We start from the raw sequence: 15,188 nt of genomic DNA, 5'->3' as shown, positions 1-15,188 counted from the left end.
TCACTCTACGCCAGCTGGCAAAGAATGATATGAGGATTATTTGAACCCGCTGGTCGAATTATTTCAACGACGGGTGCAGCGCATCCTGCCGAATGCCCAGACTTTCCAGGGCGGCTGCCGCCTGCTGACGCAGTACCGAAATCAGCGCCTTGCGTCCGCTTATGCCCGCCTGGTGTGCCAGCCCGCTTAACGCATCCGGTGTGCTTACCGCTGCGGCCAGCAGTGAGTCTGGGGCCGCACTGGCCGCCACCAGACGCTGCAACACCGGCAGGCTCGCTTCCAGTGGGCGCTGCGCCCAGGCAAAACCTGCGGCCAGCGGGATGTCCTGCACACGCCATCCATCATCACACCTCGCCTCAAACTGCAGATCCAGCGCGATGTGCTGGCGCAGCAGCGGCCAGTCACGCGCCAGCTGGTCTGCCGCGCGACGCTGCAATGCCTCGCCGGCTGCAGAACAGGGCAGGATGGCCATCGCCGCATAACAGCCGCTGCTGGCCTCACGCTGACTGCCAATCCGTACCAGCGTAAAACCACAGGCGCGCCAGAATGACCAGAGAGATTCAGTGTAGCCGAAGCTGACCGAGAGGTAGTCGCGCTCGGCGGCGGCGCGGGCGGCAGCGGCCACGAGCTGCTGCCCCATTCCCCGACGGCGGCTCTCCGCCGCCACGGCAATCCGGCTGATGCGCAGCGAGCGCAGGGTCGCCGCCTCAGCCAGACCCGCGTGTGCGGCCAGTGACTGCGCCACCAGATTGCCGCGCGGTCGCCGGGTGCCTGCCCAGACCGCCTGCGCCAGGGCGGGCTCCATCCCGCCCTCCTCCACCAGCCAGAGCGCCCCCTGCAGACCCGGCGGCTCCCCTGCCCGCCACAGCTGCATACCCGGTGCATCCAGCAGGCGGCGCAGATCGAGCGGCGAGGTGCGGTAGTGCGCGCTGGTCAGCAGACGATAGGCGGCCTCAAGCATGGGGAAATCGTGACGCGGGACCGGGTGTGGCGTCACGGCAGAAGCGGACGTGGTGGCAGCGGCATCCTCAAACAGCAGCGCCGCATTCAGCCACTGCTCCAGCGGATCGTGACGCGACCAGCGCAGCGGCTCATCCAGCGTGAAGTAGCGTGCCTGCGGCAGCCCGGCACAGAATTTAAGGATAAACCCGCGCCCGCTCCCCTCGTAGCCCTGCACGGTGGTAGTCAGCAGGACGCGGGGATAGCGGCTGACCAGCGCCTGCAGCAGCGGAGCCGGGATGGCCGCCGCTTCATCCACGATCAGCCACGACGCCGCTGGTAGGGGATCAGACGCCAGCAGAGCATCCGGGGCCATAAAATGGAAAGCCTCAGCAGCAAAGGCCGCCAGCACTTCCGTGGAGGCTCTGGCCGGGGCGGTCACCAGACACTGCCCGTTCTGCCGGGCCAGCATGCCCGCCAGCGCCGATTTGCCCCGTCCGCGGGCGGCCGTCAGGACTGCAACGCCGGAAGGCATCGTCGCCAGCTGCTCGAGTATCGCCTGCTGCTGTTGCGGTGCCTGACAGTGCCAGTACGGCCAGTCCGGTGGGGGCGGAAAACGGTCAGACTGATGCTGACGCGCCAGCAGCACCTGCTTATCGCCGATTATCAGCTGTTGCAGATGGCGAACAAAACCGGGCGTTGCGATCGGTTCCGCAACATCTGCCCAGCGCAGGCTATCGGCGTCAGGCTGCTGCGACCACTGCCCCCAGGGCGGCACCAGCAGTAACAGCCAGCTACCGGCGCTGAGCGTCCCCGCCAGCGCAGCAAAAGCCTCGGCATGAAAGCCCTGTCGGGCGTCAAAAATGGCGTGATGAAACTCGCGGCCAAGCAGCGTTCGCAGCGCTGCGGGCGGTTTATGCGGTTCGGGAGCCTCAGAGGGCCCCGTAAACAGCGGTTCAGGACTCACCTGCAGCCAGTCGCCCGGGAGCATTTCACGCCACTCTGCAGCCCGCATCACACACCAGGCCGGGTCGCCGCTGATCACCGCCAGACGACGGACACCGGCCTGCTGCATAAGCTGCGTCTGCTGTGGCAGAGACATCAGTTGCTGGCGAAGGTGTTGCACTGTCCCGGATCGCCACCATCAAATCCGCGCTTGAACCAGGTGTAGCGCTGCTCAGAGGTGCCGTGGGTAAAGCTGTCCGGCACCACGCGCCCCTGACCTTTCTGCTGCAGACGATCATCACCAATCGCCTCGGCAGCATTCAGCGCCTCCTGCAGATCGCCCGCTTCCAGGATGTTTTCCTTCTGCATGTAGTGTCCCCAGACACCAGCAAAACAGTCAGCCTGCAGTTCCATTTTGACGGAGAGCTGATTGACCTGTGTCTGGCTGGCGCCCTGCTGCATTTCACGCACTTTTGGCTCAATGCCCAGCAGCTTCTGCACGTGGTGACCCACTTCATGGGCGACCACGTACCCCTGAGCAAAGTCTCCGCCCGCGCCCAGTTTCGTCTTCATCTCGTCGTAGAAGGAGAGGTCAATGTAGACGGTCTGGTCAGCAGGACAGTAAAACGGTCCCATCACTGACTGGCCGGTGCCACAGCCGGTCCGGGTTGCGCCGCGATACATCACCAGCTTCGGGGCCACATACTGCTTGTTCATCTGCTGGAACAGTTTGCCCCAGGTATCCTCAGTGGTAGCCAGAATCACCTTCGTGAATTTCGCCGCCTCATCATCATTGGCGCTGACGCTGCGCTGCTGCTGGCTGGTCGGTGCCACGTCGCCGCCGGTCAGCAGTCCGGTGAGGTCGTAACCGTAATAGCCTGCTACCGCCACCACAATCAGCAGCACGATGCCACCTTTGCCACGTGGCAGACGAATCTGGCGTCCGCCGCCGCCAAAACCGGATGACTGATCGCGACGGTCCTCTACATTGTCGCTCTCGCGACGCCCTTGCCAGCGCATGCTCTACTCCCTTTGATAATCTTCAGATGGCATGATTTTAGTTGTGCGACGAAGCAATCACCAGCTTTACGCCAAAATGAAAAAAGGAGAGCCGGGGCTCTCCTTTTTATCTTCTGCACGGTCGTCAGTCTCAGTCGAGTTTAACGCCCAGTCGCTGTGCCACCGCCTCATAGGCTTCCACCACACCCCCCAGGCTCTGGCGGAAACGGTCTTTGTCCATTTTATCCAGCGTCTCTTTGTCCCACAGGCGCGCACCGTCCGGGGAAAACTCATCGCCCAGCGTCACTTCACCGTTGAACAGACCAAACTCCAGTTTGAAGTCGACCAGAATCAGACCCGCCTCGTCGAACAGCTTGCTCAGCACCTCGTTAGCTTTAAAGGTCAGCTCCTGCATCCGCGCCAGGTTCTGTTTACTGACCCAGCCAAAGGTTTCGCAGTAGGATTCGTTGACCATCGGGTCATGCTTTGCATCATCTTTCAGGAAAAGATCAAACAGCGGCGGATTAAGCACCATGCCCTCTTCCACGCCCAGACGTTTTACCAGCGATCCTGCGGCGCGGTTACGCACCACACACTCTACTGGTACCATCTCCAGCTTCTTGACCAGCGCCTCATTATCGGACAGCAGCGCTTCCATCTGGGTCGGGATACCCGCTTCCTGCAATTTGGTCATGATGAAGTGGTTAAACTTATTGTTAACCATTCCCTTACGATCAAACTGCTCGATTCGGGCGCCATCACCTGCTGACGTATCGTTGCGGAATTCGAGTATCAGCAGATCCGGGTTATCGGTGCTGTATACGGTTTTCGCTTTACCGCGATACAACTCAGCTCGCTTTTGCATCTTGTTCACTCCAGACTTGAAATAACGGGTGTTCAGCGGCCAGCGCCGCTGCGGCGATTGCCTTGACGCAATCGTTTACTTCGCCGCGCGCTATTATGCCAAAAACAAAAAAAAAAGGCCGGAGAATCTCCGGCCTGAGGCAACTTTATTTGTTCAGCGCCGCCTGGAACACGGCCACCAGCGCATCGTTCTGCGACTGGGTCAGCACATGCCCTTTCGGGTCGATGAATTGCAGACTGGTGCGGTTGTCGAGATCGCCGACCTGCACTTTGTAATCGCCGTTCGGCAATTCCGGATCTTTCGCGCCCAAGGAATCCCAGTCGCTGCTGCTCAGTGACTTGTAGGTCACCTTCATGCTGCCGGTAGAGCGGGTGGTGTCAGTCACCTCCATGCCAACGCGTTTCATTGCGTCTGGCAGACGCTGCCAGGCCACGTTGTAAGGCGTTCGCAGGATCAGCATAGGCAGACCGGTATCATCGGCACCGCTCTGCACATCGATCGCGCCATTCACCCGGCCGGATGCCGCGTTTTCACTGGCGGTATCGATCTTGTCCATGCCGGTACTGATGTCATTCAGCATCTGCGCGGTGTAACGCTGGATCTGGGCAGGTGAAGTGATGGTTTTCCCATCCTGCTGCAGCTCCAGCAGACGCACAGTCAGCAGCTGCTGATAGCTCTGCGACTGCACGCTGATCTGGTAGCGACCGCGGTACTGCTGATCTTCATCCGCACGGTTCCACTGAACCCAGTCGGTCGTCAGCTGCTGACCGGCATCATTGCGGGAGGCGATCGGGAATTTGTAGGACTGCACCACATTGACGACCTGCGACCAGACCGAGCCACGGCTGTTATCAATGATCAGCGCGCCGGTGTTGTTACTGAACTGCGCGCGGGTGCCGTTCATCAGTGCCAGCGGCTGTGCTGGCGGACGGATGTCCAGCTGCTTGCCGGTAGGGCCCTGACTGGCGGTGCGGGGCACATCATAGTCGCCACGCTGCACCGGCAGGATCATCCCGGCAGGCGCTTTCAGCTCATGCAGTTCACTGGCCTGAAGATAGGATTCGTCGCCGCTGACCTGGCGCTTATAACGCTGATCGGTTGAACAGGCCGACAACAGCATCAGGGTAGAAAGCCCCACCACTGTGGCAATTGTTGACCGCTTTACTGAGTAATTCATTCAAACTCCCTAAATTATCGCAAACCCGCTTTCACCAGCGCCTGTTCCACTTTCGGCTGGCTGGCTGCTGTCAGTGGCGTCATTGGCAGACGCAGCGTGTCGTTAGCGATTAATCCCAGCTGCTTCGCTGCCCATTTCACCGGGATAGGATTGGGTTCACAGAAAAGCGTCTGGTGCAGGTGCATCAGACGCTGATTCAGGCGGCGTGCCTCGACGAAATTGCCCTGCTGTGCGAGCTGGCAGACTTCCGCCATTTCGCGTGCAGCCACGTTCGCGGTCACCGAGATGACGCCTTTGCCGCCCAGTTGCATAAAGTCCAGTGCCGTCGCATCATCGCCACTCACCAGAATGAAATCTTCATTAACCAGCTCTTGGATCTGACTAACCCGCGATAAGTTCCCGGTTGCCTCTTTGATTCCGATAATATTTTTGATTTCGGCCAGGCGGGCAACGGTTTCCGGCAGCATGTCACAACCGGTACGTGAGGGAACGTTATAGAGCATCTGTGGCAGGCTGGTGCTGTCAGCAATCGCTTTAAAGTGCTGGAACAGCCCTTCCTGCGTCGGGCGGTTATAGTAAGGGGTGACGGTCAGGCAACCCACCACGCCGGAATGTTCAAAACGCTTCGTCAGGGAGATGCCTTCAGCGGTGGCATTAGCCCCGGTTCCGGCAATCACCGGAATACGGCCATCGGCCAGTTCCAGGGTCAGCATCACCACATCGCCATGCTCTTCATGACTCAGGGTGGCAGACTCGCCTGTGGTGCCGACGGAAACGATCGCCGCGGTGCCGCTGGCGACGTGATAATCAATCAGTTTTTTCAGACTCGACCGGCAGACATTACCGCTGTCATCCATTGGCGTAACGAGTGCAACAATACTTCCCGTAAACATTGGCGATCCCCTCGACAAACAAGTGCTTCATGGTACGTTTTACGCTTAGGGAAAAGCAAGCAAGCCACGCCATTCCCGCGCTTGTCAGCAGTTTTTTTTATGTTTACCTTATGGTTATTAGCGAAAGCAGAGGAAAAGCCATTTTGTCGCAATCTCAGCCCCATCATCTGGTGATCACCGCCCTCGGTGTTGACCGTCCGGGTATCGTCAACACCATTACCCGACACGTCAGCAGCTGTGGTTGCAATATTGAAGACAGCCGTCTTGCCATGCTCGGGGATGAGTTCACGTTTATCATGCTGCTGTCCGGCAGCTGGAATGCGATCACGCTGATTGAATCGACGCTGCCGCTGAAAGGGGCAGAGCTGGAGCTGCTGATCGTCATGAAGCGTACCAACGCGCGGTTACGCCCGCCGATGCCGGATACCGCCTTTATCCAGGTCGAGGTCGCCGATTCACCGCACATCATCGAGCGCTTTACCGATCTTATTGATAAGCATCAGATGAACGTGGCGGAACTGGTGTCGCGCATCACTCCCGCGCAACAGAGTTTGCCGCCGACACTCTATATTCAGATGACGGCACACAGTCCGACACGCACCAGCGGCACCACCTTTGAGCAGGCGTTCAATTCGCTGTGTCAGGAGCTGAATGCCCAGGGCACGCTGCGCCTCTATAGTGTGTCAGACGCCGACAGCAGCGAATCTGTCAGCGCGGTGCGCTAAACTTTGCAAATAAACCGGAGTTATTTCTCCACATTACTGCCACTGAAACGTGACCGGCTATGTGGTGAAATACCCCCTGATGGTAACGTTCCCTCTGGTTGTTTTTCGCTGGATGGTGTATTACCCACAGCCTGAATAAAAAAATGGAGAGATGTGATGAATCCACTGAAAGCCGGTGACACCGCACCCGCATTTAGCCTGCCCGATCAGGACGGCGAACAAGTGAATCTGACCGACTTCCAGGGACAGCGCGTTCTGGTCTACTTCTACCCGAAAGCGATGACTCCAGGCTGCACCGTGCAGGCGTGCGGTCTGCGTGACAACATGGATGAGTTGAAAAAAGCGGGTGTGGAAGTGCTGGGTATCAGCACCGACAAACCGGAAAAACTGTCACGTTTTGCGGAAAAAGAGCTGCTGAACTTTACCCTGCTCTCAGATGAAAACCATGAAGTCTGCCAGGCGTTTGGCGTCTGGGGTGAAAAAACGTTTATGGGTAAAACCTATGACGGCATTCATCGCATCAGCTTCCTGGTGGATGCAGAGGGCAAGGTTGAGAAAGTGTTTGATAACTTCAAGACCTCGAATCACCACGACATGGTGCTGGATTACGTCAAGTCCGCCTGATCTTAAGGGCGCGGTAGCCTGGGTGCCGCGCCCTTCTTCTTTCTCTTTTCCCGCCCTCCCCGCTTCCCGAACCGTTAAGATCGGACAACGATAACGCAGTTGCGCCCGGCATTCTTTGCCTCATAAAGCGCGGCATCCGCCTGTTTCAGGCTCACTTCCAGCCCGGCATCCTGCGTTCCTTTCCAGGCCGCGACGCCGATAGAGAGGGTAATCCGCCCCACATCCCTGAGCCAGGCTTCTGCAATGCCCTGCCGCACCCGCTCTGCGATGACCTGCGCTTCATCCAGCGACGTTCCTGGCAGCAGCATCAGAAACTCCTCCCCACCGTTGCGGCACACCACATCCGAGTGACGGGCGCTGGCACGCAGCGTGCTGGCCACCTGCTGAATCACCCGATCACCGACGTCATGGCCCCAGCTGTCGTTAACGTTTTTGAAATGGTCGATATCCAGCGCCAGCACCGCGAAAGGCTGGCGCAGCGTGCGGTAATACTCCAGGACCGCGTTCAGCCCGCGGCGATTCAGCAGCTGGGTGAGTGGGTCGGTCTGCGCTTCTGAGCTGAGACGGCCGATTTTGTCCTGCACCAGGCCGATACCGGTGAGCAGCGCGCGCTTCACCTGTGCGGCCTCAAAATACCAGGCGCTGATACCGCCAATCTCCTTAGAGACGCCCTGCGCATCCATCCGGCTGGCTTTGCGCGCCAGCTGAAACAGCGGGCGGGCGATCAGTCGCGCCAGCACCACAGCCACCAGCAGGGTCAGCAGCGCAAACGGCACCGAGTTTTTCAGCACTTTCATTAACAGCCCGGAGAGCGGATCGAGCGTGGCATTGATGGGCTTCAGGGCCACCACCGTCCAGCCGGTGGTCGGAACGACGGCATAGCCGGCCAGCTGCGTGGATTCTCCCGCACCGGTCATCATCAGCGAGCCGTTAGTCTCCTCACCGTTGGGACTGACGATGGCAGGCAGGGTTTTGCCCACCAGCTGACGATTCTGGTGATACAGCACCTCATTATTACTGTCGAGCACATAGACCGTGGTGCCATCGCGGTAGAACTGTTCACCCAGCAGCGCATTCAGAATACTTTTCTTTTTCAGATAGATGGTGCCGCCGACGTAGCCCAGATAGTCGCCCTGTTCGCTCCAGATTGGCCACGAGACAAACACCAGCAGATTATTAGCCGGTGACAGCGTCGGTTTGCTGATTGCCGGCTGCCGCAGCGTCAGCGCTTCGCGCGAGGCATCACTGGTGAGATGCATGCCTTTCAGGGTCAGGGACTCAGGCGAGATCGCTTTGACCACGCCCTGCCCATCCACCACCACCACCGAGTTAAAACTGGTGGTCTGCTCACGCAGGCGGTTGACCTCACTGCTCAGCAACGCATCATTATTGAAGTCACGACTGAGCTGATTGGCGCTGAAGTGCAGCTGTGACTGCGCCAGCTGGAAGAAGATTTCGCTGGTAGAGGCGAGCTTGGCGGCATAGGCGCGGTTAGCTTCAAGCGTGGAATCGATCAGCACCTGACGCTGCACCCGCCAGGTGGCGTAAAGTGTGTTGGCGAGCGTAATGACAATACTGACAATGACCAGCAGGGCGATCAGATTGCGCAAATCGGCTTTAGGCCGAAACAGCTTTAGCATGGCGTTGCCGCCCCGAAGAAGGAAGTCATGTCATGAATGCCTGATTATTTTTTTAATGAAAGCCAGCTGATAATCCGGGCTTAAGTCTACACCCTGCTGGCCTTTTTGAGCAGCATTAAGACAAATTTCAGCCGACTAAATACAAATTATCCTGGCACTGATTTAATGATCGGGGCTTCCCTGCTGACAGGGAAAAAGCACGATAGATAGTGGTCCCGAACCCCGGTAAACATGACGTTTTATCGTAGGAGCCGCGGCAATTAAGGCCAGCCCGAAGCGACAGGGCGCATCCGGTGAGAAGAAAGGAGTAAGGCCGGTCCGCCTTACAGGAAAAGCAAAGCACAGCAGATGACAGCGGCCATGACGCCGCTGTCAGGAGGATCAGAGCATCAGGAAGGCGTAACCGCTGTTTTCCAGGGTGGCGACCGTGGTGCCGCTGGAGATCGTGTGGGTGACCATCGGGTCGATCCAGTCACGCTCCAGCTGATGAAACGCCACTGACTGGTCACAGATAGTGACCTGCACACCCGCTTTTTTCAGTTCGCTGATTAATTTCAGGTTCGGGTTATCGACACCGTAGGCTTTGCTGAACTGCGCATTGTTCAGGGCAGATGAAACCGCGTCGCCGTTAATGGATACCACAAATTTCAGCTGATCGAGCGGAACACCCGCCGCATAATAGAGGTTGGTTACACGCGCGACGCGCTCCAGACCGAGATTCGGTTTACGGATATCCCCTTCACTGCGGTTGATCTGAAAGACGATTTTATTACTCAGGCCTGTCGTTGTGCCGGGTTTAAAGGCTGGCGTATCGACATAATGTATTTTGCCATACCCCTCAATTGCCGGTGTACTCCAGAAGTCGGCAGGCTCGGTTTTATTCTCCGCCAGTTTATCGCTGGCCTTACCAAATAAAGCGGGCAGCTGTAAAACATTGCCGCCAATAAATCCCGCGACGGCTGCCACCACCACTAAAGCTGCTGGACGCATCAGATATTCTCCCGATTAAATAGAACGTTAATTACATTGCCAGCCACGCATACCCCTGGTTTTGCAGCGTTGAGACCGTGGTTGGACTGGAAAGCGCATGCACAACGGATTTATCAATCCAGTTGTTGGGATAGTGGTGGAAGGCCACCGACTGATCGCACACGGAGACTTTGACGCCCGCCTGATTCAGCTCGTTAATCAGCTTCAGGTTGGGATTGTCGATGCCATAAAACTGTTTGAAATGGGCGTTATCCAGCATGGCGGGGGTCGCGTCACCGGTAACCGAAACCACAAACTTCAGCTGATCGGCCGGAACGCCAGAGGCGATATAAAGATTCACTACCCGCGCGACGCGCTCCAGTCCCAGATTGGGTGCGGTCATCGCGCCATCGCTGCGGGTGATCTGGAAAACAATTTTATTACTCAGACCCGGCACCGGTTTAAAGGCGGCATCAGGCTCATAATGAATTTTGCCGTAGCCTTTAATCGCCGGTGTACTCCAGAATCCGGCGGGTTCCTGAGGCTCTGAGGCAAAATGGCGTGTGACCTTGTCATAAATAGTGCCACTCTGAGTAACAGCCGCACCCACTACGCCACCGATAATGGCGATTAAAGCGTACGAAATAGCTGAACGCATAACACTTCTCTCCGGCAAATAATCTCTGGCCGATTCAGGACTGAATCAGGTCGGCTATCTATATCACAGCGCGGACGTGATTCTCTCCTGAAGGAAAGGCGGGCAGGCACGCTGCTGATGACAGCAGAAATGATTCACCGCCTGAATTAATCGAAAAATTTCATTAGCGACTAAAAACCATCTTCTTATCACTGGCCCGCGATAAGGGCCGCCTTATTTATGGCGACAGGGGAAAGATTTAAAAAATAACAGCCAGCGTTAAATAGAAAAAAACAGATATGGCCGGAATAACGATTGAATTTATCAATGTAAAAACGGAATTAAACCCATGCGTTTCGCTGTTTTTTTCAGATTTGACCTGGAAAAAATCATGCCATATTCAGTTTTTTTGAGTGAATTTACATAACTTTAAAAAGGAAAGCGGATTAACGTCAGAAGACCGACAGAAGATTCTGCTTTATTCATGCCGGACTCAATCAGCAGGGTAAATAAGCCGTTGTATAATTGCGCGCCGGCGCGGGCAATCCCCTGCCCCGACTTATCCGTTTAACTACGGTTTAGGTTTCAGGAATGTTCAATTTTTTTCGTCATATTCGCTGATCTTGCACAAACCGCGCCGCCGGCTGGCCCCGAAAACAGCATTTCTTTCTTTTCGGGCACTGGTTAAGATAGGCGCAAACCGTCGTTATCTGCGGAAAAGGGAACCTACCCGCTGCGCACCTGTCTCTTTTCAGAGCCTCTCTACAGGATTAAGGCATGTTGAACCGGTTAAAAAAAACGCTGATCGCCGCGCTTCTGCCGACGCTCATTCTGTCCACGCTGTCACCGGCTTACGCTGATGTCAGTGATTCTCTTCCCGATATTGGCACCACGGCCGGTTCGACGCTGTCGATTAATCAGGAGCTGCAGATGGGCGACTTCTATGTCCGCCAGCTTCGCGCCAGCGCACCGCTGATCAACGATCCGCTTCTCAATCAGTACATCAATCAACTCGGCCAGCGCCTGGTTGCGCACGCTGACTCGGTGAAAACGCCGTTCCACTTCTTTCTGATACAGAACGATGAGCTGAACGCCTTTGCCTTCTTTGGCGGCAATGTGGTGCTGCACTCCGCGCTGTTCCGCTTTACCGAGAATGAAAGCCAGCTGGCGTCGGTAATGGCGCATGAGATTTCTCACGTTACCCAGCGCCATCTGGCGCGCGCGATGGAAGATCAGAAGCGCAATGCGCCGCTGACCTGGGTCGGTGCGCTGGGCTCCATTCTGCTGGCGATGGCGAGTCCGCAGGCGGGCATGGCCGCACTGACCGGTACGCTGGCGGGCACCCAGCAGGGGATCATCAGCTTTACCCAGGGAAATGAGCAGGAGGCAGATCGCATCGGGATTCAGGTGCTGCAGCGCGCCGGATTCGATCCGCAGGCGATGCCGAACTTTTTGCAGAAGCTGGCCGATCAGAGCCGCTTCTCGTCAAAGCCACCGGAAATTCTGCTGACACACCCCCTGCCCGACAGCCGTCTGGCGGATGCCCGAAACCGCGCCAACCAGATGCGGCCAGTAGTCGTGCAGTCGACGGAAGATTTTTATCTGGCGAAGGTCCGGGCGCTGGGCATGTACTCCACCGGGCGCAATCAGCTTACTGACGAACTGCTTAGCCAGTATGCCAGCGGCAATTCGCGTGAGCAGCTGGCCTCACAATATGGCAAAGCGATACAGTTTTTGCAGGCGAAGAGTTTTGCCGACGCGAAGCGGATTATGACCCCACTGCTGGCGAAGCAGCCCGGTAATGTCTGGTTCCTCGACATCATGTCCGATATCGATATCGGCCTGAACCAGCCGCAGCAGGCGATTGCCCTGCTCACCGCGGCTACCGGGGCGAAAAACAGCCCGGTGGTGCAGCTCAACCTGGCGAATGCCTATGTGGAAGCGAAACAGTATGCCAGCGCCAGCCGCATTCTGAATCGCTACACCTGGGCAAACAAGGATGATCCCAACGGCTGGGATTTACTGGCGCAGGCTTCTGCTCAGCAGGGGCTGAATGATGAGGAGCTCTCAGCGCGGGCCGAGAGTCTGGCACTGAATGGTCAGCTCGATCAGGCGATTAGCGCACTGAGTAGCGCCAGCGCCCAGGTGCCGCTCGGCAGCCTGAAGCAGGCGCGCTACGATGCCCGTATCGATCAGCTGCGTCAGTTGCAGCAGCGTTTCAAACAATATCAGAAAGGCTGAGCATAACAGCCAGAAAGGGAGAGCCTGACATGGTGACGATTTACCACAACCCGCGCTGCAGCAAGAGTCGCGAAACTCTGGCCCTGCTGAACGCCCGCGGCCTGACACCGGAAGTGGTGCTCTATCTGCAGACGCCGCCTGACCGCGAGACGCTGCAGAGTCTGCTGCAGAAGCTGGGGATGCAGAGCGCACGCCAGCTGATGCGGACGAAAGAAGCGCTCTACAGCGAACTGGCGTTGAGTGATAAAGAGGAAAGTGCGCTGCTGGACGCGCTCGCCGCCCATCCGCAACTGCTTGAAAGGCCGATTGTGATCAAGGGCGATCGGGCGCGAATCGGACGTCCGCCGGAAGCGGTGCTCGACATTCTTTAAAGGCCGAGCGTCTCTTTAACAAAGGGAATGGTAAGTTTGCGCTGGGCGCTGATCGAGGCACGATCCAGCCGATCCAGCGTTTCAAACAGGGTGCGCATTTCACGATCCAGTCGCTTCAGCAGGAAACGTCCCACATCCTCCGGCAGCTCAAAGCCGCGTAACCCGGCGCGCAGTTGCAGCGCCTGCAGTTTATCTTCATCGGAGAGCGGCTGCAGGCGATAGATCTGCCCCCAGTCCAGGCGCGAGGCGAGATCCGGCAGCTGCAGATTCAGCTGGCGCGGTGGACGATCGCCGGTGATGAACAGCCGCGTGTTGCCGGTTTCCAGAATGCGGTTATAGAGATCGAAGATCGCCATCTCCCACTCCGGCTCACCGGCAATGCACTCAATGTTATCGATGCAGACCAGTGACAGTTGCTCCATCCCCTCCAGCACTTCCGGTACAAACCAGGTGCGTTTGTCCAGCGGCACATACCCCACCGCTTCACTGCGTGCGGACATTTCGGCGCACGCGGCGTGCAGCAGATGACTCCGCCCGCCGCCTTCGCGTGACCAGAAGTAGAGATAGCTGCCATGTTGTTGGCTGAGAGCGCCTTTCAGCGCGGCAATCAGCGACGGGTTCTCCCCCGGCCAGAAGCTGGCGAAGGTTTCATCGTCAGGTAAATAGAGTGGCAATGACAATTGTGCCGGCGTGTTCAGAAGCACCTCAGCAAGAGAACAAGCAAAAAATCGGGGGAAGTCTACCACAGTTTTCAGAAAGAGATGAATGGGGCGTCCCTGCCCCGATCCTGTCCGTCACGATGCGATCAGGGCTCGCGGGATTCTTCGGCGTCCAGCACCACTTCTTCCGGACGCAGCAGCGAGATCACCCGGAAGATCAATGAGAGTCCGACGCCCACGATTGTCGCTAACGCCATGCCCTTCAGCTCTGCCGCGCCGATGTGCACCTTCGCGCCGCTGACGCCAATGATCAGGATCACCGAGGTCAGGATCAGGTTTTGCGCTTTGTTGTAATCGACTTTCGATTCGATCAGGACGCGGATACCCGATGCGCCGATCACGCCATACAGCAGCAGCGACACGCCGCCCATAACCGGCACCGGGATCGCCTGGATCACCGCCGCCAGTTTGCCGACGCAGGAGAGCAGGATCGCCAGAATCGCCGCACCGCCAATTACCCAGGTACTGTAGACACGGGTAATCGCCATGACGCCGATGTTTTCGCCGTAGGTAGTGTTCGGGGTGGAACCGAAGAAGCCGGAGATCACCGTCGATAAGCCGTTGGCGAACATTGAGCGATGCAGGCCAGGGTCGCGGATGAGATCTTTCTTCACGATGTTAGCCGTGACCACCAGATGCCCGATATGTTCGGCAATCACCACCAGCGCGGCGGGGAGAATCGTCAGCATCGCCACCCACTCAAAGCGCGGCGTATAGAAGGTCGGCAGGGCAAACCAGGGGGCACTGACCACGCCGCGCCAGTCCACGATGCCCATAAACGCGGAGAGCAGATAACCCGCCACCACGCCGACCAGGATAGGGATGATCGCCAGGAAGCCGCGGAACAGCACCGAACCAAATACCGTGACGGCCAGGGTCACCAGCGAAATCAGCACCGTTTTACTGTCGGGTGCACTGCCTTCTGCCGGCAGCAGGCCCGCCATATTGGCCGCTACGCCCGCCAGCTCCAGACCGATTACGGCGACAATCGCGCCCATCGCCGCTGGCGGAAACATCACGTCCAGCCAGCCGGTTCCCGCGCGTTTAACAATCAGCGCCACGAGGCAAAAGAGCACCCCGCAGAGGATAAATCCTCCCAGCGCCACCTCATAGCCCAGCGGCAGCAACAGCAGTACCGGCGAGATAAAGGCGAAACTGGAACCGAGATAGGCGGGGATTTTGCCCTTACAGATAAAGAGGTAGATCAGCGTGCCGACGCCGTTAAACAGCAGAACCGTCGCCGGGTTGATGTGAAACAGAATCGGCACCAGCACCGTGGCACCAAACATGGCGAACAGGTGTTGCAGGCTGAGTGGAATGGTTTGCAGTAACGGCGGTCGTTCAGTGACGCCAATGGCGCGACGAGTCATCATTTATCCCCTTATGTTATTTTCCCCACGGGTGCGCGCTTCAGGCACAGCCTCAGGCACGCGGGTCAGCCCTG

14 protein-coding genes are annotated in these 15,188 nt (G+C 57.6%); 4 read left to right on the top strand and 10 right to left on the bottom strand.

Annotated features, from left to right (window positions below; translation table 11 throughout):
- Nucleotides 1-58: 58 nt before the first annotated feature.
- The 5 genes from F3I47_RS07605 to dapA form a co-directional block, all read right to left on the bottom strand.
- Complete coding sequence (locus F3I47_RS07605; protein WP_150028936.1) at nt 59-2,041, bottom strand: tRNA(Met) cytidine acetyltransferase TmcA; 1,983 nt, start codon at nt 2,039-2,041, stop codon at nt 59-61.
- Complete coding sequence (locus F3I47_RS07600) at nt 2,041-2,904, bottom strand: neutral zinc metallopeptidase (protein WP_009088799.1); 864 nt, start codon at nt 2,902-2,904, stop codon at nt 2,041-2,043. Before F3I47_RS07600 ends, F3I47_RS07605 begins: the two co-directional genes overlap by 1 nt.
- 130 nt (nt 2,905-3,034) lie before the next feature.
- A complete protein-coding gene (purC, locus tag F3I47_RS07595) occupies nt 3,035-3,748 on the bottom strand; it encodes a phosphoribosylaminoimidazolesuccinocarboxamide synthase (protein ID WP_009088797.1) in 714 nt (237 codons plus the stop codon).
- A gap of 145 nt (nt 3,749-3,893) precedes the next feature.
- Nucleotides 3,894-4,925, bottom strand: coding sequence for an outer membrane protein assembly factor BamC (gene bamC, locus F3I47_RS07590; protein ID WP_150028937.1), 1,032 nt, complete (start codon nt 4,923-4,925; stop codon nt 3,894-3,896).
- A gap of 14 nt (nt 4,926-4,939) precedes the next feature.
- The gene (dapA, locus tag F3I47_RS07585; RefSeq protein WP_009088794.1) at nt 4,940-5,818 is read right to left on the bottom strand and encodes a 4-hydroxy-tetrahydrodipicolinate synthase; all 879 of its coding nucleotides are present in this window, start codon (nt 5,816-5,818) and stop codon (nt 4,940-4,942) included.
- 143 nt (nt 5,819-5,961) lie between these two features.
- On the opposite strand from dapA, the gene F3I47_RS07580 reads away from it, so the two are divergent.
- Together F3I47_RS07580 and bcp are read left to right on the top strand one after the other, a co-directional pair.
- The gene (locus F3I47_RS07580) at nt 5,962-6,543 is read left to right on the top strand and encodes a glycine cleavage system transcriptional repressor (RefSeq protein WP_150028938.1); all 582 of its coding nucleotides are present in this window, start codon (nt 5,962-5,964) and stop codon (nt 6,541-6,543) included.
- A 156-nt stretch (nt 6,544-6,699) separates the two neighbouring features.
- Nucleotides 6,700-7,167 carry a thioredoxin-dependent thiol peroxidase gene (gene bcp / locus F3I47_RS07575; protein WP_009088790.1) on the top strand — a complete coding sequence of 156 codons (468 nt, stop codon included), beginning with the start codon at nt 6,700-6,702 and terminating at the stop codon, nt 7,165-7,167.
- A 74-nt stretch (nt 7,168-7,241) separates the two neighbouring features.
- Here the strand turns inward: bcp and F3I47_RS07570 are convergent, their stop codons facing one another.
- From F3I47_RS07570 to F3I47_RS07560, 3 genes are all read right to left on the bottom strand, one after another.
- A complete protein-coding gene (locus F3I47_RS07570; RefSeq protein WP_009088788.1) occupies nt 7,242-8,807 on the bottom strand; it encodes a sensor domain-containing diguanylate cyclase in 1,566 nt (521 codons plus the stop codon).
- A 381-nt stretch (nt 8,808-9,188) separates the two neighbouring features.
- Nucleotides 9,189-9,797 (bottom strand): DsrE family protein, encoded by a 609-nt coding sequence (locus tag F3I47_RS07565; protein ID WP_009088786.1) that lies wholly within the window; start codon nt 9,795-9,797, stop codon nt 9,189-9,191.
- A gap of 31 nt (nt 9,798-9,828) precedes the next feature.
- On the bottom strand, nt 9,829-10,434 hold the full coding sequence (locus tag F3I47_RS07560) for a DsrE family protein (RefSeq protein ID WP_150028939.1): 606 nt from the start codon (nt 10,432-10,434) through the stop codon (nt 9,829-9,831).
- Between the two features lie 756 nt (nt 10,435-11,190).
- Between F3I47_RS07560 and F3I47_RS07555 the strand changes: the two genes are divergently transcribed.
- Together F3I47_RS07555 and arsC are read left to right on the top strand one after the other, a co-directional pair.
- Complete coding sequence (locus F3I47_RS07555; RefSeq protein WP_009088781.1) at nt 11,191-12,654, top strand: M48 family metallopeptidase; 1,464 nt, start codon at nt 11,191-11,193, stop codon at nt 12,652-12,654.
- A 29-nt stretch (nt 12,655-12,683) separates the two neighbouring features.
- A complete protein-coding gene (arsC, locus tag F3I47_RS07550) occupies nt 12,684-13,025 on the top strand; it encodes an arsenate reductase (glutaredoxin) (protein WP_009088779.1) in 342 nt (113 codons plus the stop codon).
- On the opposite strand, the gene hda is transcribed toward arsC, so the two are convergent.
- Nucleotides 13,022-13,723 (bottom strand): DnaA inactivator Hda, encoded by a 702-nt coding sequence (hda, locus tag F3I47_RS07545; protein WP_219854829.1) that lies wholly within the window; start codon nt 13,721-13,723, stop codon nt 13,022-13,024. The genes arsC and hda overlap by 4 nt on opposite strands.
- Nucleotides 13,724-13,830: 107 nt before the next feature.
- Nucleotides 13,831-15,114 (bottom strand): uracil permease, encoded by a 1,284-nt coding sequence (gene uraA / locus F3I47_RS07540; protein ID WP_046102358.1) that lies wholly within the window; start codon nt 15,112-15,114, stop codon nt 13,831-13,833.
- Nucleotides 15,115-15,188 lie beyond the last annotated feature (74 nt).

Origin of the sequence: Pantoea sp. M_10 (genome assembly GCF_008631515.1) — a bacterium.
Taxonomy (GTDB): domain Bacteria; phylum Pseudomonadota; class Gammaproteobacteria; order Enterobacterales; family Enterobacteriaceae; genus Pantoea; species Pantoea anthophila.
Note: the sequence above shows the minus strand (reverse complement) of the source record. Positions and strands in the feature narration are given on the sequence as shown.